The following is a 22,720-nucleotide window of genomic DNA, read 5'->3' on the forward strand; positions in this document are numbered from 1 at the left end:
GCTATTGTCCGCGGCTGACGCCGGCCAGGCGAATCAGGCCGTCGGGATTGGGGATGAAGCCCTTGAGGTCGGCGCGGGTGGCGATGATGCGCGGGTCGAAATAGAGGTAGAACACCGGCAGTTCCTCGCGCAGCAGGGTCAGGGCCTGGGCATAGAGCGCCTTGCGCTGGGCCTGGTCATTGATGGTGCGAGCCTGGTCGAGCAGTTGATCCAGCGCGGCATTGCAGTAGCGACCGTCGTTCTGGTTGCCCTTGCAGGTAACGAATTGATGCACGTTGCCATCCGGATCGGGGCGGCCGGACCAGGCGCTCAGGCCGAGCTGGAAGTTGCCGGCGTGCTGTTCGGCCAGCAGGGTGGCGTATTCGGTGGCGACCAGGTTGACCTCGAAGCCGGCCTCGGCGGCCATCGCCTGGATCAGCTGGCCCACCTGCTGGGCGATGGGGTTGTTGGCGATCTTCAGCTCCACCTTGACCGGCAGGCTGACCCCAGCGGCCTTGAGCAGCGCCTGGCTGCGCGCCACGTCGCGGGCCGGGACGGCGAAGGCCTTGTCGAAGTAGGGGCTGCTCTGCGGGAAGGGCTGCACGCTGGGCGCATAGAGGCCCTCGAACACCACCTGGTTGAGGGCGTCGCGATCCAGCGCCAGGTCGAAGGCCTGGCGCACGCGCTTGTCGCCGGCGAAGGGATTCTTCGCCCGGTCGCCGTTGGCCATGTTCACCATCAACTGCATGTAGCCCAGGCCCGGAGTGTTGTAGAGGGTGAAGCCGGCCTGGCCCTGCAGGCCCTTGACGTCGGTGGGGGCGACCCGCTCGATGATGTCCAGGTCGCCTGAGCGCAGGTTGGCCAGGCGCACCGAGGTGTCCGGGATGGGCAGGAAGACCACCTTGTCGAAGTGGTAGGCGGCGGCGTTCCAGTACTGCGGGAAGCGCTCCAGCACGATGCGGTCCTGCTGCACCCGCTGCACGAAGCGATAGGGCCCGGAACAGACCGGCTTGCTGCCCACGTCGCCCGCGGAGGCCTTGGGCGCCAGCATCATGCCGGCGCGGTCGGAAAGCTGGGCGAGCAGGGTGGCGTCGGGTTGCTTGAGGCGGATGCGCACGGTCTGGGGATCGACCACCTCCACGGTATCCACCGAAGCCAGTTCGCTCTTGCGCAGGGAGTCGGGCAGGGTGCGGGCGCGGTCCAGGTTGAATTTCACCGCGGCGGCGTCGAAGGCCTCGCCGTCATGGAAGGTCACGCCGGGGCGCAGTTGCAGCGTCAGGCTGCGGTTGTCGTCGCTCCACTGCCAGGCGGTGGCCAGCTGGGGGACCAGCTCCAGTTGCGGCGAGACGTCCACCAGCTTGTCGCACAGGGCGGTGTAGACCAGCCGCCCGGAATAGGTGCGCGAGCGGTGCGGATCGAGCACGTCGGGATCGTCCTGGATGCCGATGCGCAGGGTGGTCTCGGCCAGGGCGGAGCCGCCGGCCAGGAGCAGAAGGGTGGCGGTGAGCCAGGCGGAGGCTTTCATAGGGTGGACTCCAGAAGGGACTGATGACGGTTGAACAGGGCCAGGCGGCGGGTGAAGGCCGGGCTGCTGGCGATCACGGGCGGCGGTGCGGCGCCGGCGCCGGCGATCTCGCGCCAGAAGTGGCAGGCCACGCGGGCCTCGCCGGGGGTGGCTTCGAGCAGCGGCTTGGCCTCGCGGCACAGCGGCCGGGCGTGGGGGCAACGGGTGTGGAAGCGACAGCCGCTGGGCGGCGCCGTGGGGCTGGGGAGGTCGCCACCGAGCAGGGTGCGTGGTCGCCGCGCCCGCGGATGGCTGACCGGCACCGCGGCCAGCAGCGCCTGGGTGTAGGGATGCAGGGGCGTCTCGAACAGCGCCTCTACCGGCGCCAGCTCGACGATCTCGCCCAGGTACATCACCGCTACCCGGTCGCTCATGTGGCGGATCACGCCCAGGCCATGGGCGACGATGATCAGGGTCAGGCCGAAGCGCGCCTTGAGGTCTTCCAGCAGGTTCACCACCTGGGCCTGCACCGAGACGTCCAGCGCCGAGACCGGTTCGTCACCGAGCAGCAGCCGCGGCTCGGCGGCCAGGGCACGGGCGATGCCGATGCGCTGGCGCTGGCCGCCGGAGAATTCGTGGGGATAGCGCCCCGCCAGTTCCGGCGCCAGGCCCACGGTGCGCAGCAGCTCGGCCACCCGCTCCCCGCGCTGGTGGCGATCCAGCGGCTTATGCAGCCACAGCGGCTCGCCAACGATGTCGGCCACGCTCATGCGCGGATTCAGCGAGGCGAAGGGGTCCTGGAAGATGATCTGCAATTCCTGGCGGACCTGGCGCAGCGCCGTCGGGCTGAGGTTGCCCAGGTTGCGGCCTTCGTAGATGACATCGCCGGCGGTGGGGGCGAGCAGGTTGAGCAGTAGCCGGCCGAGGGTCGACTTGCCCGAGCCAGACTCGCCCACCAGCGCCAGGGTCTCGCCGCGGCGCACCGCGAAGGAGACATCGCTGACCGCCTGTACCGGTAGCCGCGGGCGTTGCAGGAAACCGGCCTGGCCACCGAAGTGCTTGGTCAGGCCGATGGCTTCGAGGATGGGGCGTTCCACGGCAGTCATGCACTGGTCTCCAGGTGCTGTTCCAGGGGCGCGCGGAGGCAGGCCACCTGTTGGCCCGGGGCGAGTTCCACGAGCGGTGGCGGGGCCTGGCGACAGGCGTCGAGGACGAAGGGGCAACGGCTGGCGAAGCGGCAACCGGCGGGCATCTCGGCGGGCGTCGGTACCCGGCCGGTGATGGTCGCCAGACGCCCCGTGCGCGGACCGAGCGAGGGCATGGAGCCCATCAGGCCGATGGTGTAGGGGTGCTGAGGATCGTCGAACAGCTGGGCGACCGGCCCGGATTCCACCACCCGGCCGGCGTACATCACCGCCATCTCGTCGGCCACCTCGGCGACCACCCCGAGGTCGTGGGTGATGAGGATCATGGCGCTGCCGGTCTCGGCCTGCAGGCCGGCGATGAGTTCGAGGATCTGCGCCTGGATGGTCACGTCCAGCGCCGTGGTGGGTTCGTCGGCGATGATCAGCGCCGGATCGTTGGCCAGTGCCATGGCGATCATCACCCGCTGGCGCATGCCGCCGGAGAGTTCGTGGGGATAGGCCGCCAGCCGTTGGGCCGCGGCCGGCACCCGCACCTTTTCCAGCATCTCCAGGGCGCGCTGGCGGGCGGCCTGGGTGCTGCCGCCGCGATGGCGCAGCACCGTCTCCATCAACTGCTCGCCGACGGTGAAGGCCGGATTCAGCGAGGTCATCGGCTCTTGGAACACCATGGCCAGGCGATCGCCGCGCAGGTCGCTGCGGCGCGCCGCTGGCATGGCCAGCAGGTCTTCGCCCATGAAGCTCGCCTGGCGGGCCTGGATGCGGGCGCTCGGCGGCAGGAGCCCCATCAGCGCCATGGAGGTCACGCTCTTGCCACAGCCGGATTCGCCGACCAGGGCCAGGGTACGGCCCGACTGCACGGTGAAGCTCAGGCCTTCCACCACCGCGGCCGGGGCGCCGGCGAAGCGTACGCTGAGGTCGTCCACCACCAATACCGGGGCGCTCATAGGGCCTGCTCCAGGGTCTGTTGCAGCACGCTGTCCAGGGCCAGTTGCAGGGCGCGCAGGTGGGCGCGCATCACCGCCGCGGCGCGCACCGGATCGCGGGCATCGAGGGCTTCCACCAGGGCCTGGTGGTCGTCGTGGTAGGCCAGCAGGCGCTGGGCGTTGCGCGCCCGGTGGCGCAGGTCGCGCCAGATCGGGTCCAGGCGGATGGCGTCGAGCATCTCGAAGAGGTCCAGCAACAGGCGGTTGCCGGCGGCCTCGGCGATGCTGCGGTGGAAGGCGCTGTCCCACAACTCGATGGCATCGGCGTCCTCACTGCTGCCCAGGCGTTCGAAGGCCGTTCGCTCGGCCATGCGGCGGATCAGGGCGCGCTGCTCGCCACTGGCGCGCTGGGCGGCTAGAGCAGCGAGATTGGGCTCCAGGTGCAGCCGCGCCTCCATTACCTCGCTGAAGTTGGTGCGCCCGGAGAGTTGGGCGAGGGTCAGGGCCGCGCTGGGCGGCGTGGGGCCGACATAGGTGCCCTTGCCCTGGCGACGCCAGACCTGGCCCTCGGCTTCGAGCACGGCCAGGGCGCGGCGGATGGAGCGGCGGCTGACGCCGAATTCGCTGGCCAGCTCGCGCTCCGGCGGCAGCGGCTTGTCGGGAACGCTGCTCTGCTGGGCCACCAGGTTGCGCAGGGCATCCAGGGCCAGGCGGGCACTGTCGTCGGTATGGATCTGCATCGAACCTTTGCCTCTTAGGTCTGGGCGATCGCCCGGCGCGAAACGCGCTGCCAGCGCAATCGCCGGGGAATCCGGATACCAGGGACGGGTGCAAGGCCGATGCCATTGAAAATTGGTTCGCTGCGTCATTCGGCGCGAGGCTCTGGCACGATGGCGAAAGCCCGGTCGCGAAGCGGACCTTCGCCATTGGTTCGCGCGAGGGCGAACCTTTCGGCGCCCGCTCCCCGGGGGCTGCGCTAGGATGGAGCCGGGTCGCACCGTGAAGGCGCGCCGGAAACTCCGCCCGGGCGCCGCTTTCTACCCAGCACTCCGCTCGACGCAAGAGGACCGCCCCATCGTCATGACCACGCTCTCCCGCGACCGCCTTACCCCGGTCCGGCGCATGAAGCTCATCGCTCTGCTGCTGCTGTTTCTCGCGGCCGCGCTCTATTGCCTGGCCACCGCCCTGGAGGCGCGCCATCCGGCCTGGGGCTACGCCGCCGCCTTCGCCGAGGCGGCCATGGTCGGCGCCATCGCCGACTGGTTCGCGGTGACCGCTCTGTTCCGCCATCCCCTGGGCCTGCCGATCCCCCATACCGCCATCATTCCGCGCAACAAGGCGGGGGTCGGGCGCAAGCTGTCGGACTTCATCTGCCTGCACTTCCTCGCCACGCCCCAGGTACTGGCCAAGCTGGAAGAACTGGACGCCGCCGGGCGCCTGGCCGGCTGGTTGCGCCAGCCGGCCAATGCCGTCGCGGTAGCCAATCAGGCCACCGGTGTCGCCCGCTATTCCCTGGAAGCCCTGCGCGAGTTGCGGGTGCAGGCCTTCATCCGCCGGGTGGCGGTGGAGCGGCTGCAACGCCTAGACGTGGCGGCGCTGTCCGGGGAGTTGCTCGATGTGCTGACCGCCGACGGCCGCCACCAGGCGGTGCTCGACGAGGTGCTGCAGGAGATCGACCGCCTGTTGCAGAACGAGGACACCCAGGCGCTGATCGCCCGCACCATCGGCGGCGAGTTGCGCACCCTCAAGTACCTGGGCCTGGACGAGCGGGTTGGGCGTTGGTCGGCGATCAAGGTGGTGCAGGCGGTATCGCGGCTGATCGGCGAAGTCAGCCAGGATCGCGAGCACGAGTTGCGCCGACACTTCGATGGCTATCTGGTCGGCTTCATCGAGCGCCTCAAGCAGGACCCGGCCTTTCGCCTGCGCGGCGAGCAGTTGCGCGACCGCCTGCTGGAGCACCCGGCGCTGGCCGGCTATCTGCAGGAGTTGTGGGACGAGCTGGTGAACTGGCTGCAGGCCGATCTTGCCGCGCCGGATTCCCGCATCCGCCGCCGCCTGGGCCGGCTGCTGGCCGAGCTGGGCGAGACTCTGAGTCGCGACGAGGCCATGCGCCTCTGGATCAACGAACAATTGATCGCCGTGGCCCCGCCCTTCATCGACCGCAACCGCCAGCGCATCGGCGATTACATCGCCGACCGGGTGGCGGCCTGGGACACCGGCGAACTGGTCCAGCAACTGGAGCAGAGCGTCGGCAAGGATCTGCAATTCATCCGCATCAACGGCACCCTGGTCGGTGGCCTGGTGGGGCTGGTACTGCATGCCCTGACGGTCTGGTTGGGGCCGGGGTAGGGGGCTTTATCGCGGCCATGGCGGTCCGCCGATGCGGCCGCTCCTACAGGGACGAGGCTTTTGTAGGAGCGGCCCATGGCCGCGATTGTCCCGAACACCTATAGCCAACCTCCTACCGGACCACCCCCTCTCCCTCCGGGAGAGGGCCGGGGTGAGGGCAAACCCGGACGCCAAACGCCAAGGCCCTCCACCCATCACCCCACCCGCACCCAAGCGGCGCCCTGCGGACTAACACTCATAGTCCTTGTCCCGAGCGTCCCATGTATCGAATCGGCTTCGCCTGCATGTACCGTCACCCCGAGCGCAGCCTGTCGCTCAAGGAATTGGAGCAGGTCGAGCGGGCCTTCAATACCCGCACCACCACCCTGCGCTGGCTGGGCAGCGTCGAGCGCGCCGCCGCCGAGGCCAAGTTGCTGGACGTGGTCACCCATAACCTGGATGCCCAGCTCAGATTCGTTGAGCACGTCGCTGATCAGCCGGAAAACCTGCGCATGCTGCGCCTGAGCAGCGACCTGCTGCCCTTCTACAGCCACGCCGAATTCGCCTACTTCTATCGCTCCCAGGAGCTGCAGGCGCTGCTGGAAGATCGCTTCGGCCGGCTGGGCGAACTGGCACGCCGCCGCGATGTGCGGCTGTCGCTGCACCCCGGGCAATTCTGCGTGCTGGGCTCGGATCGCCCCGAGGTAGTGGAGAACAGCCTGGCGGAATTCGAGTACCACGCCGACATGATCCGCCTGATGGGCTACGGCCAGCGTTTCCAGGACTTCAAGTGCAACGTGCATATCGCCGGTCGCCTGGGCGTGCCCGGCATCCGCGCGGTTTGGCCGCGTCTTTCGACCGAGGCGCGCAACTGCATCACCTTCGAGAACGATGAAAAGACCTACGGCGTCGACGACTGCCTGCAACTGGCCGACCTCGCGCCGGTGGTGCTGGACATCCACCACTGCTGGATCCACGAAGAGGCCTATATCGATCCCTGGGAGCCGCGGGTGGCGCGGATCATCGACAGCTGGCGCGGCGTGCGCCCGGCCATGCACTACTCCCAGCCACCGGAGGCTCTGATGGAGATGGGCGTTTCGCCCAGCGAGCGGATCGACATCAAGTTCCTGCTGCAGCAGATCAGCAAGCGGCTGCTCTACGGCCACAGCGACATGATGTGGAACGACTGGTGCAATCGCTACGCCTGCCAGTTCCTCGACCGCTTCGACATCATGTTCGAGGCCAAGCACAAGAACGTCACGGTGCGGGATTTCTATGATCGTTACCTGGGCGGTGACGGCAGCCTGCCTCCGGTGGATCACGGCATTCTTGCTGGGTAGGAAATACATTGTGGGGGCGGGTGCATCAGCTGGTTATCGAGTGTCTGGATGCCCCTTGTTTCGCCCACCCGGGCGAGTCACTTTTGCCAGTCGCGGCAAAAGTAACCAAAACCGCTGTCCCCACGCATCGGCCCTCCGCTGCGCTCCGGGTCCCCTCACTCCGGTGCCGCTCCGGGGGCACGGCACGAAGGGGCCTCCTGCCCCTCGCGCCTTGCTCGGCGTCCTGCCTCGCATCCCCCTCCACGACACCTGCACTCGGCCTCACTGACGGGGACGGGACGCTAGCCTGAGGCTACGGTATTTACAGGGAGAGCCAGAGCGATTCGTAGCGTGGAAAACCGCGCAGCGTTTTCCACAGGTGAGCGCCAACGCCATTAGTGGACAAGGCTGCGCCGGTGTCCACACTACGGGAGCCAGCCGAGTAGGCGGCTTCGACTGTCATCTCCTCGCAACATGCCGCAATGAGCCCAACGGGCGATCGGTTGGAAGAACCGCTTAACTCAAAGGTCATCCTTCCTAACTGCCCGTCGCGAGGCCCGTCATGCCGACCCGTCGCCATTTTCTGCAGACCACCACCGCCCTGGCCGCCGCCGTGACGGCCGCGCCCTGGCTGTGGCAGAGCGCCCAGGCCGCCGAGCCGTTGCTGACCCGCAAGATCCCGCGCAGCGGCGAGGCTTTGCCCGTCATTGGCTTGGGCACCTCGGGCAACCTGAACGTCGAGCTGAACGACGCCGCCCTGGCGCCGCTGCAAGAGGTGCTCCAGGCGCTGCTGGACGGCGGTGGCAGCCTCATCGACACGGCGCCCAGCTATGGCAACTCCGAGCGGGTGGCTGGTGAACTGGTCAAGCGGGCCAAGGCCCGAGAAAGGGTCTTTCTCGCCACCAAGGTGTCCTCCACCGGGCGCGAACGCGGCGCGGCGCAACTGGCCGCCAGCTTCCAGGCCCTGCAGACCGAGCGCCTGGATCTGGTCCAGGTGCACAACCTGCAGGACACCGCCAATCAGCTCGCCCTGCTGCGCGAACAGCAGCAGGCTGGCAAGGTGCGCTACGTGGGCGTCACCCACTATCGCGAGGCGGCACTGGACGATCTGCTCGCCACCTTGAAAAAGGAGAAGGTCGACTTCGTGCAGTTCAACTATTCGGTGGGCGAGCGCGAAGCCGAGCGGCACCTGTTGCCCTATTGCCGTGACCAGGGCATCGCTGTGCTGATCAACCGGCCCTTCCAGCGCGGCAACCTGCTCTCCGGTACCCGCGGCAAGCCGCTGCCGCCGTTGGCGGCCGAACTGGGCGCGACCAGCTGGGCGCAGTTGCTACTTAAGTTCATCCTCGCCGACCCGGCGGTGACCGCGGTGATTCCTGCCACCAGCAATCCGCGCTACATGGTCGACAACCTCCAGGCCGGCCGTGGGCGCTTGCCGGATGCGCGCCAGCGCGAGGCCATCGCCGGGCTGTTCGCCTAGATGAAGGACTGGCTCGGTCGCGTCCTCGACGCCCGCGCCGGCGAGTCGTCCGCGGCCCTAGCGGGTTTCGCGCTGTTCCTCTGCCTGTTCGCCGGCTATTTCATGCTGCGGCCGATCCGCGAGGCCATGGGCATCGCCGGCGGAGTGCAAAATCTGCAGTGGCTGTTCACCGCCACCTTCGTGGTCATGCTGCTGGCCGTACCCCTGTTCGCCTGGCTCAACTCGCGGGTGGCACGGCGGCGCTTCGTCGACTGGGTCTACGGCTTCTTCGCCCTCAATCTGCTGGCCTTCGCCGCCTGCTTCGCCAGCCTGGGCGACAGCGTCTGGCTGGCGCGCACCTTCTACGTCTGGATCTCGGTCTACAACCTCTTCGTGGTCTCGGTGGCCTGGAGTCTGATGGCCGATGTCTTCGACGGCGCCCAGGCGCGGCGGCTGTTCGCCTTCATCGCCGCAGGGGCCAGTGTCGGTGGCCTGCTCGGCCCTGTCTTGGCCGCCGCCCTGGCGCCCCTGGTCGGTGAGGCGGGCCTCGCGCTGCTGGCCGCCGCGCTGTTGCTCCTGGCCCTGGCACTCAAGGCCTATTTGATGGACTGGCGCGAGACCCGCGGCGCTGGGCGGCCGGATGCGCCGCCGACGGAAAGTCCTCGGCGCCCGGTGGCCGGCAATCCCTTCAGTGGTCTCACCCGGGTGCTGGCATCGCCCTATCTGCTGGCGGTCAGCGCCTTCGTCATCCTGCTGGCCACGGTCAGCACCTTTCTCTATTTCGAGCAGGCGCGACTGGTGGCCGAGCTGTTCCCCGACCGCGCGCGCCAGGTGCAGGTGTTCGGCCTGCTGGACTTCGTGGTCCAGGCCGGCGCCCTGGCCAGCCAGGTGCTGATCACCGGCCGCCTGGCCCAGCGCCTGGGTGTGCGGGTGCTGCTGGCCGGGGTGCCGCTGCTGATGTGCGTGGGCTTCGTGGGGCTCGCGCTGCTGCCCACCTTCGCCATGCTGGCGGGCCTGATGATCGTGCGGCGCATCGGCGAATACGCCTTCATCCGTCCCGGTCGCGAGATGCTCTTCGCGCCGCTGGACGCCGAGACCAAGTACAAGGCCAAGAACTTCATCGACACCGTGGTCTATCGCGCCGGCGACGCCGCCAGCGGCTGGGCCAAGAGCCTGCTGGACCTGCTCGGCCACGGCGCCTGGCTGCCGGCGCTGGTCGGCGCCGGCTGCGCCGCGCTCTGGGCCTGGCTGGGCTTCTACCTGGGGCGCCGGGCGGATCGGGCCGTCCAGGCAGGGGAAACGGAGCGGTGCTGAATACCGGCTGAATCGTTGTAGTCGGAAACAACCCGGGGCTCCGGAGCGTGACCGGTAGGGTGCTAAGGTAAGACCTTCTCCTTGCCCCAGGGCCCTCCATGTTCCGCTCCCGTACCGCGATGTACCTGGTCCTCTTTGCCTTGCACCTGTTCATCGGCGTCAGCCTGATCGGCGATCTCGGCCTGTCGCTGGCCGGACAGCTGCCGTTCTGGCTCCTGCTGCTCCTGTCCTTCGTGCTGGTCCCCCTGGGCTTTCGCTCGCGGGACATGAGTTCGCGACTCCTGGCCTGGGCGGCGCTGATCGCCATGGGGGTGTTTTCCAGCCTGGCGATCTTCAGCCTGCTGCGCGGCCTGGTCCTGGCACTGGCCAGTCTGGTCGGCCAGCCGCTGGACGCCGCCTGGCGCAGCGGCAGCGCCTGGGCGGTGCTGGGCCTGGTGCTGCTGGTGGCGCTGCGCAGTGTCTACAACGCCCGGCGCACGGCGAAGGTCAAGGAGGTGGAGCTGGCCCTGCCGGCGCTGCCCGCCGGCCTGGATGGGCTGCGCATCGTGCAGCTGAGCGATCTGCACATCGGTCCGACGATCAAGGCCGGCTACCTGCAACGCATCGTCGACCGGGTCAACGGCCTGGACGCCGACCTGGTGGCCATCACCGGCGACCTGGTGGATGGCAGCGTGGCCGAGCTGCGGCACGAATTCCTGCCTTTGCAAGGGCTCAAGGCGCGCCTGGGCACCTACGCCATCACCGGCAACCACGAATACTATTCCGGCGCCGAAGCCTGGGTACGCGCCTGGCGCGAGCAGGGCCTGGCGATGCTGATCGACGAGCACCGGGTGCTGGAATATCAGGGCACGCCCTTCGTGCTGGCCGGCATCACCGACTACTCGGCGCCGCTCTACGTCCCCAGCCACAGAAGCGATGCCGCGGCTGCCTTCGCCGGCGCCCCGGAAGGGCTGTTCCGCCTGCTGCTGGCCCACCAGCCGCGCTCGGCGCCCAAGGCCGAGGCCGCCGGCGCCGATTTGCAGCTCTCCGGTCACACCCATGGCGGCCAGTTCTGGCCCTGGATGTATTTCGTGCGCTTCCAGCAACCCTGGGTAGCCGGCATCCACCGCCTGGGCCGACTCACCGTCTACATCAGCCGCGGCACCGGCTACTGGGGCCCGCCGCTGCGCTTCGGCGCGCCGAGCGAGATCACCCTGATCAGGTTGCGGCGGGGCTGAAGCCTGTCCTGGCCGGTCAGGACAGGCAGCCGTTTGGTCGTACCGGGCGAGGTGCCCTGACGAAGCGCAACAGGTTGCGCTTCGTCTGGGTGGGCACGGGCTAGAACAGGTTGAAGGGGTATTGGGTGATGAAGCGGACATCGTCCAGATCGCGCAAGGCCGAGACGCCCGAGGTGCGATGCACGGCGTAGCGCAACTGGAAGGACAAGCCCTTGGCCTTCCCGGATTGCACCACGTAGTTGATATCCATATCGCGCTCCCACTGTTTGACGCCAGCGCCATAGCGTCCGGCATAGGCGACGCTCGCCCGGGTGCCGTCGATATCCCACCCCTTGGTATAGCGGGTCATGAAGGTCAGCCCCGGCAGTCCCAGATTGGCGAAGTTGTAGCTATAGCGCAGCTGCATGGACTTTTCGTTCGGCCCGTTGAACTCCTGATACTGGTTGATATTGGCCAGCCAGATCTGCCCATAGGAGCCGGGCGAGCCGGCGTGATCAAAGGGCTCGTCGCCCCATACCTGTTGGTAGGAGAAGCCCAGCCGGTGGCCGCGATAGGACAGCCCCTGGGTCAGGCTGCTAGTGGTGTTATCGATGTCGCCCGCCTTGCGCTCGCCGCTGGCCAGCGTTCGATAGAGATTGAACGCCAGGTCGTAAGCCAGATCCTTGTTTATCGGATGAGTGAAGATGTAGCCCAGATAATATTGATTCCAGATGTCCTCGTAGTTCAGGCCGTAGAGCGAAATCGTGGACGTCTTGGTGGGCGTATAGATCATTCCGCCATAGGTGGCCGAACGCGTGGTGTAAAGAAAGCGATTATTGGTGAACGCCAAGCCCAGTTCTGCGTCGTGATTTTCCGCGGTTTGCGGACTGGACGCGGTGAAGTGGCCTGCTTCTATCTGGATGTTGGCAATTTCCTTACTGTTCAGGCTCCAGCCGGTGAAACTATGGGGCAGCAGGCGCAAGTCGGAATAGCCGAACACCGGGTTGAGGGGTTGCTGCTGGCCATAGCGTATTTCCGTATTGCTTATGCGGGCCTTGACCACGCCGTTGACCTTGGTCTGGTCGCTGCGGGAATTGCCATCCGGCTCGCGTGGCATCAGGCCGGAGCCCCCGGTACCGGCACCACCGTCGAGCTTTTGTGCCTCGTAGAGTTGAGCATCCAGGCCAAAGCCGACCAGGCCCTGGGTATAGCCGGAGCGGTAATTGAGCATGAGTGCCTGGGCCCACTCCTTGACATAGTTTTGCTGTTGCGGACTCTCGTTCAAATAGTTTCGATAAAAGTAGAAGTTACGATACAGCGCCGTGGCTTTCGAGTCTTCGATGAAGCCCTTGCTGTTTTCCTGGGCGTTGTCCGCAAGAACTACGCTGCTGGAGAAAAGACTGGCCAGAACTATTCCGCTTACGAAACGATCCATGATGATTTGCCCTTGCTGAAGTTTATAGTTGGCAGCGGTAGAGATGGCAGAGGTTGTTGTTGTCGACGGGGCGTGGCCCGAGGCTTCTTGTTGAAGGAGAGCCGTGTCTATCCGCGGTCCAGGCACGGCCGGGCGCCCGAGCGACCTTGGGCGCTCGATTGCTGGTTCAGGGATTGGTGAACGACGCCCCGCGCCCGGAACCGGCGTACCCCCGTACGGTTCGGTTCGTGGGCCAGGCGCGGCCGTCGGTGCCGTTTAGGGGCCGGCGCGCCCAGGGCTACCCTCTCAACCGGACGGTCGTCGCTCCAGACGGGTCGCCAGGCGCACCGCCGGCAGCAGGATGACGATGTAGAGCAGCGCCGCCAGCGTCAGCGGAGAGGTGTTGTAGGTCACCGAGCGCACCGTGTTGGCGGCATAGAGCAGATCGGTCACCGAGATCAGCGCCGCCAGCGAGGTGCTCTTCACGACTTCGATGGTGTTGGAGATGAGATCCGGCAATACCGTGCGCGTCGCCTGGGGCAGGACCACGAAGACCAGCACCTGGAAGCGGTTCAAGCCGGTCGCCAGGGCAGCCTCCGCCTGGCCCGGCGGGACCGAGTCCAGGCCGGCGCGGTAGATCTCGCAGTAGTACGCCGAGCTGTTCAGCGCCAGCGCCACCACCAGGCACACCAGCGCGGGCAGGTTCAACTGCATGAAGGTCAGGCTGGAAAACAGCAGGATGATCAGCACCGGCGGCGGAATGGCGCGGAACACGTTGACCCAGATCCGCACCAGGCTGCGCAGCAGTCGATTGCGGTGCTTGGAGGCGAGCGCCAGGCCGAGGCCCAGGAGCACGCCCAGCGGCGTGAGGACCAGGGTCAGCGCGAGACTCGTCAGCAGCCCCTTGAGCAGGTAGGGCAGGGCCTCCCGCATGATGTCGAGGTTGAAAAATTGCTCCAGCAGCTCGTTCATCGGCGGCGCCCCCAGTGCATGCGTTTCTCCAGATGGCCGGCGAGTGCCATCAGCGGCATGAAGATGAGCAGATAGCCAACGGTGGCGACGATCAGCGGGGTGGCGTTGCCCGAGAACGACAGGGCGGTCTGGGCTTCGTTGAGCAGTTCGGGCATGCCCACCACACTGCCGAGGGCGGTGTTCTTGGTGATGGCGATGGCCCGGTTGGTCAGCGGCGGTACGCACAGCCGCACCGCCTGCGGCAGTACCACCGCGGTCAGGGTCTGGGTCTGGGTGAGTCCGGTACTGCGCGCCACCTCCCATTGCCCGCGGGGAATGGCGCTGATGCCGGCCCAGAAGATCTCCTCGGCGAAGGCCGCGAGGATGAGCGTCAGGGTCAGCCAGATCACGCCGTAGGCCGAGAGCACCAGATTCAGGCTGGGCAGTCCGAAGAACAACAGCAGGATCACCGCCAGCGGAGGCACCGCGCGCAGGGCGTCGATCAGCAGCCGCAGCAGCTCGACGACCACGCGGTGGGCGACGAGCCTGAGCAGGGCCAGCGCCAGGCCCAGCAGCAGGCCGCTGCAGATGATGGCCACGGACAGCGATAGCGTCACCCAGGCACCCGCGAGCAGTTGCGGCAGATAGCGCAGGGCGATTCCCGGATCGAAGAACAGATGGAGGAAGCCGAGTGTGTCCATGGCGGTCAGAGTCCCTGGGCGAGAAAGCGATAGGCGGGATTGTCGGGGCCCTTGGCCAGCAATTCGGCCGGTGTACCCAGCTCGATGATTTCGCCGCCTTGCATGAAGGCGACGCGATCGGCGAATTCCCGGGTGAAACGCATCTCGTGGCTCACCACCAGTAGCGTCATCTGGGCCTGCTTGAGGTCCTGGATCGCCTGTTGCACCTCGCCCACCAACTCCGGATCGAGGGCCGAGGTCGGCTCGTCGAGCAGCATCAGCGAGGGGCCCAGCGCCAGGGCGCGGGCGATCGCCACGCGCTGCTGCTGGCCGCCGGAGAGCTGCGCGGGGTAGTGGGTGCGGCGCGCCGACAGGCCCAAGCGGTCCAGCTCGCGGTGGGCGATGCTGCGCGCCTCCTCGCGACTCTTCTTCTGCACTAGCCGCAGCGCCAACATGACGTTTTCCTCGGCGGTGAGGTGCGGATAGAGATTGAACTGCTGAAAGACCATGCCGATGCGCTGGCGCATCTGGTTCAGGTCGGTCTTGGGCGAGAGCAGGTTGGTGCCTTCCATGAGAATGGCCCCGTCCGTGGGCTCTTCCAGGCGATTGCAGCAGCGCAGCAGGGTCGATTTACCCGAGCCCGAGGGCCCGATCAGGAAGACCACCTCGCCCTTGGCCACCTTGAGGGTGACGTTCTTGAGGATCTGCTGATCGCCATAGGATTTGTACAGGGCCTGGATGTTAAGCAGGGGTTGTGCGCTCATGGTCGATTCCTAGCGTGGATCACTGGCAGGTCGACGGCAGGGGCGTCGGGTCGTAGTGGGCGAAGCCGACGGGGCCGACCCCGGGTTGTGGGGTGACCTCCAGGCTGCCCGCCGGCGGGGTGACGCCCAGCCACTTCTCATAGAGCTTGGCCGCGGTGCCGTCGCGCTTGATGCACTCGATGGCCTGCTCGATCTGGTTACGCAGGCCGGGGTCGCGGGTCGAGACGGCGTAGCTGTAGAACTTGCCGGTGGCGATCTTGAGTTCGGACAGTTGCAAGGTCGGCAGGCGCTTGGCGATGGTCAGCCCGGTCGCGGTATCGACCAGGGCAGCGGCGGCCCGGCCGGCCTGGACCGCCAGCGCGGCCTCGTTCAGCGAGCCGTAGGACTCCACGTTCCAGCCGTACTCGCCGGCTTTGTCGCGGGCCCAGCGGTCGTAGGCGTTGCCCTTGTTGGTGGCGATGATCTGGCCGCGCAACTGGCTGAAATCGGTGATCCTGGGTTTGCTGCGCGGTTGCAGGAATTGCAGATCCGCGGACCACAGGCCTTCGGTGAAGGCGAAGCTCTGTGCCCGCTCCTCGGTCACCATCAGGGGCACCGACAGCATGTCGTAGGCGCCGGCCTGGAAGGCCGGGATGAGATTGGTGAAGGGCAGCTTGTCGAGCGTGATGGGGCGTCCGAGGCGTTTGGCGATCTCCGCGGTCATGTCGACGCTCAGGCCTTCCACGCTGCCATCGAGGCGCGGCATCGCATAGGGCGGGGCATTGCCGTCCAGTGCGCTCTTGAGCGCATCGGCGGCGAAGGTCTGACAGGTCATGAACAGGGCGGCGAGACAGGCGGCAATCTGGGGAGCTGAGCGCATGATGATCTTCCTGAGCGGCTAAGGGAGCGAAGGGCAGGTGGTTTAAGGTTGCGGCGAGTTCGCGCTCGGCTCGATGAACTCATCGAGGGAGAACAGCGGCCCCTGGGTCTTGTCGTTGAGGCGGGGCAGACGGCGGCCGGCCTCGACCGCGAGCAACAGGGCGCGCGCGAGGTGGCGGATTTCCGGGGTGTCGGGCGTGACTCCGGTGCAGTAGTGCCACAGGAGTTCGACCGTGCTCTCCAGGTCGGCCAGCGGGTAGGGGTTATCGGTCATGCTGGGGAACTCCCGGGTAGGCGAAGATGGGCGAGGTCATGCCGGCCGCCGTGGCACCGCGTTCCAGCGTGCGCGCGGCGCGCAGCAGCAGGTCTTCGCGGCAATAGCCGGCGGCGAGCTGGACCGCCACGGGCAGGCCGTTGGCGGCCAGGCCCAGGGGCAGCGATAGCGCCGGGTGGCCGGTCAGCGAAAAGGGGCTACCCGCCGAGCGGGTGGTGAAGGCCTCCACCGCGGCGGCATCGTCCAGGCGGGGCGCCGGGGCGAGGATGATGGGTAGCAACAGGATGTCGAACTGGCGAAAGAGCTCATCGGTGCGTGCCACGATCTGCCGGCGCAGGCGCAGGGCAGCGAGGTAATCGGCCGCCCGGAGGTAGAAGCCGCATTCCAGCTTTTCGCGCAGGGAGCGTCCCATCAGGTGACGGTGCTGCAGATAGTCCTGCTCGTGGATGGAAAAGCTTTCGCTGCGATTGATCGGCAGGTTGATCGCCCGGTATTCGGCCGGTGCGATGGGCAGGGCGATGTCGACCACCTCGGCACCGGCGCGCCGGAACAGTTCGGCCGCCTGCTCCAGGGCTGCCTGGATGGACGGATGGGGGACCAGCTCGGCGGAAAGCTGGCTGATCAGGCCCACGCGTAAGCCGGTGATCGGCTGCTCCAATTGCGGCGCGGTCGGGGTAGCCGCCGCGGTCAAGCTGACGGGATCGGCGGGATCGTGACCGACCAGGGCGTCGTAGACCAGGGCGGCATCCGCCACCGAGCGGGTCAGGGGGCCTGGGGTATCGAAACTCCAGCAGTTGGGCATGATCCCGTGGCGACTGAGGCGGCCGAAGGTGGGCTTGAAGCCGACCACGCCGCAGGCGGCGGCCGGTAGCCGCACCGAGCCCCCGGTATCGGTGCCCAGCGAGAACAGCGCGGTGCCGGCGGCGACGCTGGCCGCCGAGCCGCTCGAAGAGCCGCCGGTATAGTGCGCCGTGTTCCAGGGGTTGCGGGCGGGCGGGACGGCCAGGTCGTCGTAGACGGCGCCCGTGCCGGTACCGTATTCCCAGGTGTTGAGCTTGCCGAGCAGGATCGCCCCGGCCGCTTGCAGGCGGGTGACCAGCGTGGCCTGCAGGTCCGGGTCGTGCCGCTGCGGGACGCGCGAGGCGGCGGTGGTGGGCAGGCCAGCGGTATAGAAGTTGTCCTTGACCGCGAAGGGGATGCCGTCCAACGGGCCGCGCAAGGTGCCTTGACTGGCCCGTTCATCGGCCGCCGCCGCGGCTCGTCGCGCCGCCTCGGCGTCATGGCGCAGATAGGCATGGACCTCCGCGTCGACGACGGTGAGGCGTGCCAGCATTCGCTCGGTGAGCTCGCCGGACGACAGGCGCCGGGTGGCGATGAGCCGCGCCGCTTCGGTGAGACTCAGGCTGGACAGGTCGGAGGGGGTCATCATGGGCAACCTTGCGTACCGAGAGAGGGAAAGGGTCAGGCTTTCTTGGGTGAACCGGCGCCGCTCACGACGGCGCCGGCATCGGGGGCGAGCGACAGGAACAGCCAGCCGGACAGGGCGGTGAGCGCAGCGACGGCGAGCATCGCGCCGGACATGGCCGTGGCCGGTAGCGTCAGGCCCAGTTGCTGCAACTGGCTGACCAGTACCGCCGCCACCGAGATGCCCAGGCCCATGGCCAGTTGCTGACCGACGCTCCCCAGGGCGGTGCTCGCGCTCTGCCGGGACTTGGGAATCTCCGCGTACATCAGGGTGTTGATCGCATTGAATTGCAGCGAGCGACTCACGCCGAACACCAGGACCACCAGCACCAGTAGCGGCAACGGGGTATTGGCGGTGCAGCCGGCGAGTAGCACCATCGTCAGCACGGCGAGGACCGCGTTGCCGGCCAGGGTTCGGCGGAAACCGTAGCGACCCAGCACCAGGCGCATCAGCGGCTTCAGCAGCAGAGCACTCAGCGCTATGCACAGGACCACCCAGCCGGCGCGGGCGGCGGACCAGCCAAAACCCAGTTGCAACTGGAGCTGCAGGAGGAACGGCAGGGCATTCAGGCCCAGGCGCGAAAGGCCGCCGGCGCAGAAGGCCGTGCGGAACAACGGCAGCCGCAGCAGGCTCGGGTCGAGTACGGGGGTGGCGCAGCGGCGGAAATGGCGTACCGCCAGCAGCAGCGCGACGGTCATCACGAGCAGCAGTGCGGCTAGCTGTTCGGCGTTCAGGAAACGGTGCACCAGCTGTTCGAGCAGCAGTTGTGCGGCGCCCAGCACCAGGGCGCAGTAGAGGAACCCCCAGCTGTCGAAGCGCTGCGCCGGGCGAGGTTCATCGGCGGGCAGCAGGCGGGCGGCGAGTATCAGCCCGGCGAGGCCGAAGGGCAGCTTGACCGCGAACACCCACGGCCAACTGGCATAGGTGACCAGATAGCCGCCGACCAGCGGCCCGAGGATAGGTCCGACCAGGGCGGGCATGGACATCCAGGCGATGGCCGCTGCCAACTGCGCGGGTGGCGCATTGCGGATCAGCAGCAAGCGCCCCACCGGGGTCATCAGGGCACCGGCGATGGCCTGCAGGATCCGCATGGCGACCAGGGTCGACAGATTGGGGGCCAGGGCGGCGCCCAGGGAGGTGACCATGAAGGCGACCATGGCGCCGAGGAACAGCCGCTTGGCGCCGAAGCGATCCGCCAGCCAGCCGCTGGCCGGAATCGTCGCGGCCATGACCATCAGGTACAGCGACACGGTCAGGTTGACGCTGAGGACGGGCACGCCGAAATCCGCGGCGATGGCCGGCAGGGCCGCGACGAGGATGGTGCTGTCCAGCGTCTCCATGAGGAAGGCCGCGGAGAGCGCCAGCGACAGCAGGAGCAGGCGCCGCTCATCCGGCGCAGCGGTCGTGCGGGACATGGTCAGAGATTCCGGCTCGCGGTGACGATCTGGGGGACGGTCACGCTCGCCGTCCCCGGCAAGGCGAACAACTGTTCCAGCAGGTGCTCGAAGGCGGCGATCCGATAGGGCTGCCCCATCAGCCAAGGCGAGAGATTGAGCGTGAGCAGGCGTCCCTGACCGCTGTCCTCGGCCTCCCGGAGCAGGCGCTGCGCCGCCCCGATGAGGGCGTCGAGAAATTCGTCGAGGCGATAGTGACGGTTCGCCAGCAACTCGCGGTCGGACAGCTCGTAACTGCTGGGCAGCGAGAGGATCGACCCGGCGTCCGTGGCGAAGCGATAGGGCGCCTCGTCGTTGCCCCAGTCGGCCATGGCCAGGATGCCGGCTTCGCGCAGCAGGCGCGGCGTCCGGGTGGACTGCGACCAGGACGGCGAATGCCAGGCCACCGGGCTGATGCCGCGGGCGCTGAAGAGCGCCAGCGCCTCGGCGATCATCTCGCGCTCCGCCGCTTCGCTGAGGCCTTCGTGGTGAATGGCCGCGGCATCCAGCCCGGCGGCCACGATCTCCAGGCCGTCGTCGAGCAGATGGTCCAGCAGGATCGGATAGCGCTCGGCGACCCGCGCATTGAGAAAGGCCGAGGCGCTGACCTTGCGTTCCGACAGCGCATCGAGCAGACGATAGACGCCGATGCGATTGCCATAGTCGCGCTGGGTGTAGGTCTGGGTGTCCGGCCAGGGGCGGCTTGGGGCGCCCACCGGCAGGAACGGCGTGCCGCTCATGTCGAGGGGGAACCATTCGATGGCCAACTGCAGCCAGATGCCCAGGCGGACGCCTTCCGGCCAGCGCAGCCGTTCGCCCGCCCAGGTGTCGCGCCAGGCATAGAAGTCGTGATCCATGCGGCCCTGCGGATAGGCCGGGCGTACCAGGTAGTCGTCGCCTACGGGTTTGATCGTCATCAATAGGCTCCTCTCAGGGTGGCCAGCCAGGCGACCATCCGCTCGTAGTGGTGGGCGTAGTACCAATCGGCGATTTCCCGGGCCGTGGGGTACCAGACCCGGTCGTGGGACTGGACGTAGTCGAGAAAGCGCGCGAAGGCCTCGATCCGGTGCGGCTGGCCGAGCACGAAGGGATGCATGGCGAAGCACATGACCCGGGCGTTTTCCGCCCCTTCGGCATAGAGCCGGTCGAACTGCGCCCGCAGGGCGGCGAACATCTCGCCCACCGGCATGTTCTGCCAGTACGCCATGGGGATGTCGTTCATCTCGATGGAGTAGGGAATGGAGATGAGTCGTCCGTTGGGCACGTCGAGCGGCAACGGCTGATCGTCGTGGAAATAGTCCAGGGTGTAGCGCACCCCTTCCTCGGCGAGGATCTGCTGGGTGTGCAGATCGGGGGTGATCGCCGGGGTCAGCCAGCCATCCAGGGTCTGCCCGACGCGCGCCAGCGACTCGCGGGACTCGATCACCACCTGCCGTTGTTGCTCGGGGGAGAGGCCATAGAAGTAGCGGGAGTTGTAGATGCCATGGCTGAACAGCTCCCAGTCCAGCTCCAGGCAGCGCTCCACGATCTCGGGATGGTGATCGCAGACGGCGACCGACAGCGATACCGAGCCGCGCAGGCCACGGATGGCCATTTCATTGGCGATCCGGCGAAAGCCCACGCGATTGCCATAGTCGCGCAAGCCGTAGTTCAGTACGTCCGGCGTGACGCGCGGCCAACTGGTGCGATTGGGATTCAGCGGCGGCAGCCATTCGTAGAATTCGATGTTCGGTGCGATCCAGAACGCCAGCTGGGCCTGGTCCGGCAATTCCAGCCTGGGCCGACCGCGCATCGGGGCGTAGCGGTAATGCCCGGTGTCGCGGGGGCGCGGTGTAGGGGTCGACATGGCGAGCTCCAGATTTCTCAAAAAAGCATTTCAAATGAATTTTTGAAATAGCTTTTAGATATACTCATAGCGCCCCGTGGTGGCAATGGGACATGTCGTCTTTGGCTAGTTATGGCGCAAACAGTTAAGAGGTGGAGAAACCGGCATGAACGATGAAGCTAGAGCGTCCGGCGGCGAAGGCGAGGCCCTTGCCAAAGGCGAGCAGACCCGCCATGCCATCCTCGATGCGGCCAAGGAAGTCGTCGCCCGCAAGGGCCCCAGCGGCGCCAAGATCAAGGACATCACCGAGGCCTGTGGGGTGAACGTGGCCGCGGTCAACTACTACTTCCAGTCCAAGGACGAACTGGTCCGGCTGGCATCCCAGGAAATCACCCGAGTGGTGAACCAGGCGCGGCTCGAACGGCTGGATGCCTTGGAGGCCCGCGCCGCCGGCGCGGCGCTGACCGCGCGCGAGATCCTCGAAGCCCTGATCCTGCCCGTGCACGACGTCGCGCGGGCGCAGGATGGTGGCAGCCTCTACGTCCGCAACGTCTTTCAGATGCGGGTGGATGCCCGTGCGGCCTACGATGGCTTCCGCCTCAATCAGCACGTGGCCCAGCGCTTCATCACCGCCATCATCCGGACCTTCCCGCGGCTGACCCGCGAACAGGCCATCTGGCGCTACGAGCTGGCCCGCGGTGGCGCCATCCATCTGCTGGCGAATCTGGATCCCCTGTCGCGGCGCTTCGAACTCCTGGCGTCGGCCGAGGAGCACGAGCTGCCGCCGATCCCCAGTTATCAGCTGGATACCGTCCAGATCGACCGCATCATCGACACTATCTTGGAAGGCTTCACCGGCTAGTTAGCGAGGGCGCGCGCTGCGCTGCTGAAGTTCGGCGCGCCGAGTGAGATCACGCTGATCCGGTTGCGGCGGGGGTAGGGCGCGCAAGGGCCTGGGCCTTGAACAGCCGCTGCTCGATGAATTCCACGAATACCCGGACCTTGGGGGAAAGGTGGCGGCTGGAAGGCCAGAGCGCCCAGAACTGGCCTTCGTCCCGCGTGAAGGCATCCAGCAGCGTCTGCAGCTTGCCCTCCGCGAGGGCGTCCCGCACCAGGAAGTCCGGCATGAAGGCGATGCCATGGCCGTCCTGCGCCGCCATGAGCAGGGCTTCCATGTTGTTGAGCACCAGGGTGGCCGGCAGGCGCAGGCGGGTGAAGAGCGGATCGGCCGACAGGCTCCAATCCATGATCTTGCCCGTGGTGACGAAGCGATAGCGCAGGCAGTCGTGCTGCTCCAGCTCCGCCGGGACGGTGGGCAGCCCATGCTGGCTCAGGTAGGTGGGTGCGGCGCACAGGACGAAGCGAAAAGGGCCCAGGCGTTTGGCCATCAACTTGTTGTCGGCCAAGCCACCGCTGCGGATGACCACATCGAAGCCTTCCTCGATCACGTCGACCAGTTCGTCGTTGAAATCCAGCTCCAGCTCGATCTGCGGGTAGCACTGGCGAAAGGGCGCTAGGTGGGGCAGCAGAAATCGATAACCGATGGTTGGCAGGCTGACCTTGAGCCGACCCTGGGGCGTCTGCGCGGCTTGGGAAAGCAGCGCTCGGGCCTCTTCCAGTTCATCCAGTACACGCTTGCAGCGTTCGTAGAACAGCGCGCCCTCCGGCGTGAGGCTGACCTTGCGGGTGCTGCGATGAAACAGCCGGACCTTCAGGGAGGCTTCGAGCTTGGCCACGTTCTTGCCGACGGCGGATGCCGAGATCCCCATGGCTTGGCCGGCATTCACGAAACTCAAGGCATCCGCGGTCTTCACGAAGGCGACCAGGCTAGTGAGGCTGTCCACTTCGATTGAATCCTTTTGCTCCGTTATCACTGGATCTTAGCCTTG

The 22,720-nt window shown here is 67.1% G+C and carries 21 protein-coding genes; 6 read left to right on the top strand and 15 right to left on the bottom strand.

The genetic code is table 11. The annotated features are described in order from the left end of the window. Nucleotide 1: 1 nt before the first annotated feature. The 4 genes from QZ471_RS08405 to QZ471_RS08420 are packed head-to-tail and all read right to left on the bottom strand — an operon-like array spanning nucleotide 2 to nucleotide 4,291. Nucleotides 2–1,504, bottom strand: a complete 1,503-nt coding sequence (locus QZ471_RS08405) for an ABC transporter substrate-binding protein (RefSeq protein WP_295462627.1) — start codon at nucleotides 1,502–1,504, stop codon at nucleotides 2–4. Continuing rightward, entirely contained in the window at nucleotides 1,501–2,589 is a 1,089-nt protein-coding gene (locus QZ471_RS08410; protein WP_295462629.1) for an oligopeptide/dipeptide ABC transporter ATP-binding protein, read from the bottom strand. The genes QZ471_RS08405 and QZ471_RS08410 overlap by 4 nt, the downstream gene beginning before the upstream one ends. Beyond that, entirely contained in the window at nucleotides 2,586–3,572 is a 987-nt protein-coding gene (locus tag QZ471_RS08415; RefSeq protein WP_295462631.1) for an ABC transporter ATP-binding protein, read from the bottom strand. Before QZ471_RS08415 ends, QZ471_RS08410 begins: the two co-directional genes overlap by 4 nt. Next, nucleotides 3,569–4,291 carry an FCD domain-containing protein gene (locus QZ471_RS08420; RefSeq protein WP_058760639.1) on the bottom strand — a complete coding sequence of 241 codons (723 nt, stop codon included), beginning with the start codon at nucleotides 4,289–4,291 and terminating at the stop codon, nucleotides 3,569–3,571. The genes QZ471_RS08415 and QZ471_RS08420 overlap by 4 nt, the downstream gene beginning before the upstream one ends. 340 nt (nucleotides 4,292–4,631) lie before the next feature. Here QZ471_RS08420 and QZ471_RS08425 point away from each other — a divergent pair, with 340 nt between their 5' ends. From QZ471_RS08425 to QZ471_RS08445, 5 genes are all read left to right on the top strand, one after another. Further along, nucleotides 4,632–5,900, top strand: a complete 1,269-nt coding sequence (locus tag QZ471_RS08425; RefSeq protein WP_295462634.1) for a DUF445 domain-containing protein — start codon at nucleotides 4,632–4,634, stop codon at nucleotides 5,898–5,900. Nucleotides 5,901–6,160: 260 nt separating this feature from the next. Beyond that, nucleotides 6,161–7,219, top strand: coding sequence for a UV DNA damage repair endonuclease UvsE (gene uvsE, locus QZ471_RS08430; protein WP_295462636.1), 1,059 nt, complete (start codon nucleotides 6,161–6,163; stop codon nucleotides 7,217–7,219). Nucleotides 7,220–7,760: 541 nt separating this feature from the next. Then, nucleotides 7,761–8,678, top strand: a complete 918-nt coding sequence (locus QZ471_RS08435) for an aldo/keto reductase (protein WP_295462638.1) — start codon at nucleotides 7,761–7,763, stop codon at nucleotides 8,676–8,678. After that, nucleotides 8,679–9,971, top strand: coding sequence for an MFS transporter (locus QZ471_RS08440; RefSeq protein ID WP_295462641.1), 1,293 nt, complete (start codon nucleotides 8,679–8,681; stop codon nucleotides 9,969–9,971). 98 nt (nucleotides 9,972–10,069) lie between these two features. After that, on the top strand, nucleotides 10,070–11,188 hold the full coding sequence (locus tag QZ471_RS08445; protein WP_295462642.1) for a metallophosphoesterase: 1,119 nt from the start codon (nucleotides 10,070–10,072) through the stop codon (nucleotides 11,186–11,188). Between the two features lie 100 nt (nucleotides 11,189–11,288). Here QZ471_RS08445 and QZ471_RS08450 read toward each other — a convergent pair whose 3' ends face one another. The 10 genes from QZ471_RS08450 to QZ471_RS08495 all read right to left on the bottom strand — a co-directional run bounded on the left by QZ471_RS08450 (nucleotide 11,289) and on the right by QZ471_RS08495 (nucleotide 20,852). Further along, a complete protein-coding gene (locus QZ471_RS08450; protein WP_295462644.1) occupies nucleotides 11,289–12,602 on the bottom strand; it encodes an OprD family outer membrane porin in 1,314 nt (437 codons plus the stop codon). A 285-nt stretch (nucleotides 12,603–12,887) separates the two neighbouring features. Then, complete coding sequence (locus QZ471_RS08455) at nucleotides 12,888–13,553, bottom strand: amino acid ABC transporter permease (RefSeq protein ID WP_295462646.1); 666 nt, start codon at nucleotides 13,551–13,553, stop codon at nucleotides 12,888–12,890. Then, complete coding sequence (locus QZ471_RS08460) at nucleotides 13,550–14,233, bottom strand: ABC transporter permease subunit (protein WP_295462648.1); 684 nt, start codon at nucleotides 14,231–14,233, stop codon at nucleotides 13,550–13,552. Before QZ471_RS08460 ends, QZ471_RS08455 begins: the two co-directional genes overlap by 4 nt. A 5-nt stretch (nucleotides 14,234–14,238) precedes the next feature. Beyond that, complete coding sequence (locus QZ471_RS08465) at nucleotides 14,239–14,976, bottom strand: amino acid ABC transporter ATP-binding protein (protein ID WP_295462650.1); 738 nt, start codon at nucleotides 14,974–14,976, stop codon at nucleotides 14,239–14,241. A gap of 19 nt (nucleotides 14,977–14,995) precedes the next feature. After that, a complete protein-coding gene (locus QZ471_RS08470; RefSeq protein ID WP_295462652.1) occupies nucleotides 14,996–15,835 on the bottom strand; it encodes a transporter substrate-binding domain-containing protein in 840 nt (279 codons plus the stop codon). 42 nt (nucleotides 15,836–15,877) lie between these two features. Continuing rightward, a complete protein-coding gene (locus QZ471_RS08475; protein ID WP_295462654.1) occupies nucleotides 15,878–16,108 on the bottom strand; it encodes a hypothetical protein in 231 nt (76 codons plus the stop codon). Continuing rightward, nucleotides 16,098–17,537 carry an amidase gene (locus QZ471_RS08480; RefSeq protein ID WP_295462656.1) on the bottom strand — a complete coding sequence of 480 codons (1,440 nt, stop codon included), beginning with the start codon at nucleotides 17,535–17,537 and terminating at the stop codon, nucleotides 16,098–16,100. The genes QZ471_RS08475 and QZ471_RS08480 overlap by 11 nt, the downstream gene beginning before the upstream one ends. A 32-nt stretch (nucleotides 17,538–17,569) precedes the next feature. Then, nucleotides 17,570–18,988, bottom strand: coding sequence for an MFS transporter (locus QZ471_RS08485; RefSeq protein ID WP_295462658.1), 1,419 nt, complete (start codon nucleotides 18,986–18,988; stop codon nucleotides 17,570–17,572). Nucleotides 18,989–18,990: 2 nt separating this feature from the next. Next, nucleotides 18,991–19,923, bottom strand: coding sequence for a hypothetical protein (locus QZ471_RS08490; protein WP_295462660.1), 933 nt, complete (start codon nucleotides 19,921–19,923; stop codon nucleotides 18,991–18,993). Further along, entirely contained in the window at nucleotides 19,923–20,852 is a 930-nt protein-coding gene (locus tag QZ471_RS08495; protein ID WP_295462662.1) for a polysaccharide deacetylase family protein, read from the bottom strand. The genes QZ471_RS08490 and QZ471_RS08495 overlap by 1 nt, the downstream gene beginning before the upstream one ends. Nucleotides 20,853–20,997: 145 nt before the next feature. On the opposite strand from QZ471_RS08495, the gene QZ471_RS08500 reads away from it, so the two are divergent. Beyond that, nucleotides 20,998–21,693, top strand: coding sequence for a TetR/AcrR family transcriptional regulator (locus QZ471_RS08500; RefSeq protein ID WP_295462664.1), 696 nt, complete (start codon nucleotides 20,998–21,000; stop codon nucleotides 21,691–21,693). 49 nt (nucleotides 21,694–21,742) lie between these two features. Here the strand turns inward: QZ471_RS08500 and QZ471_RS08505 are convergent, their stop codons facing one another. Then, entirely contained in the window at nucleotides 21,743–22,675 is a 933-nt protein-coding gene (locus QZ471_RS08505) for a LysR family transcriptional regulator (RefSeq protein ID WP_295462666.1), read from the bottom strand. Between the last annotated feature and the right edge of the window lie 45 nt (nucleotides 22,676–22,720).

It is taken from the genome of uncultured Pseudomonas sp., assembly GCF_913774235.1.
Taxonomy (GTDB): domain Bacteria; phylum Pseudomonadota; class Gammaproteobacteria; order Pseudomonadales; family Pseudomonadaceae; genus Chryseomonas.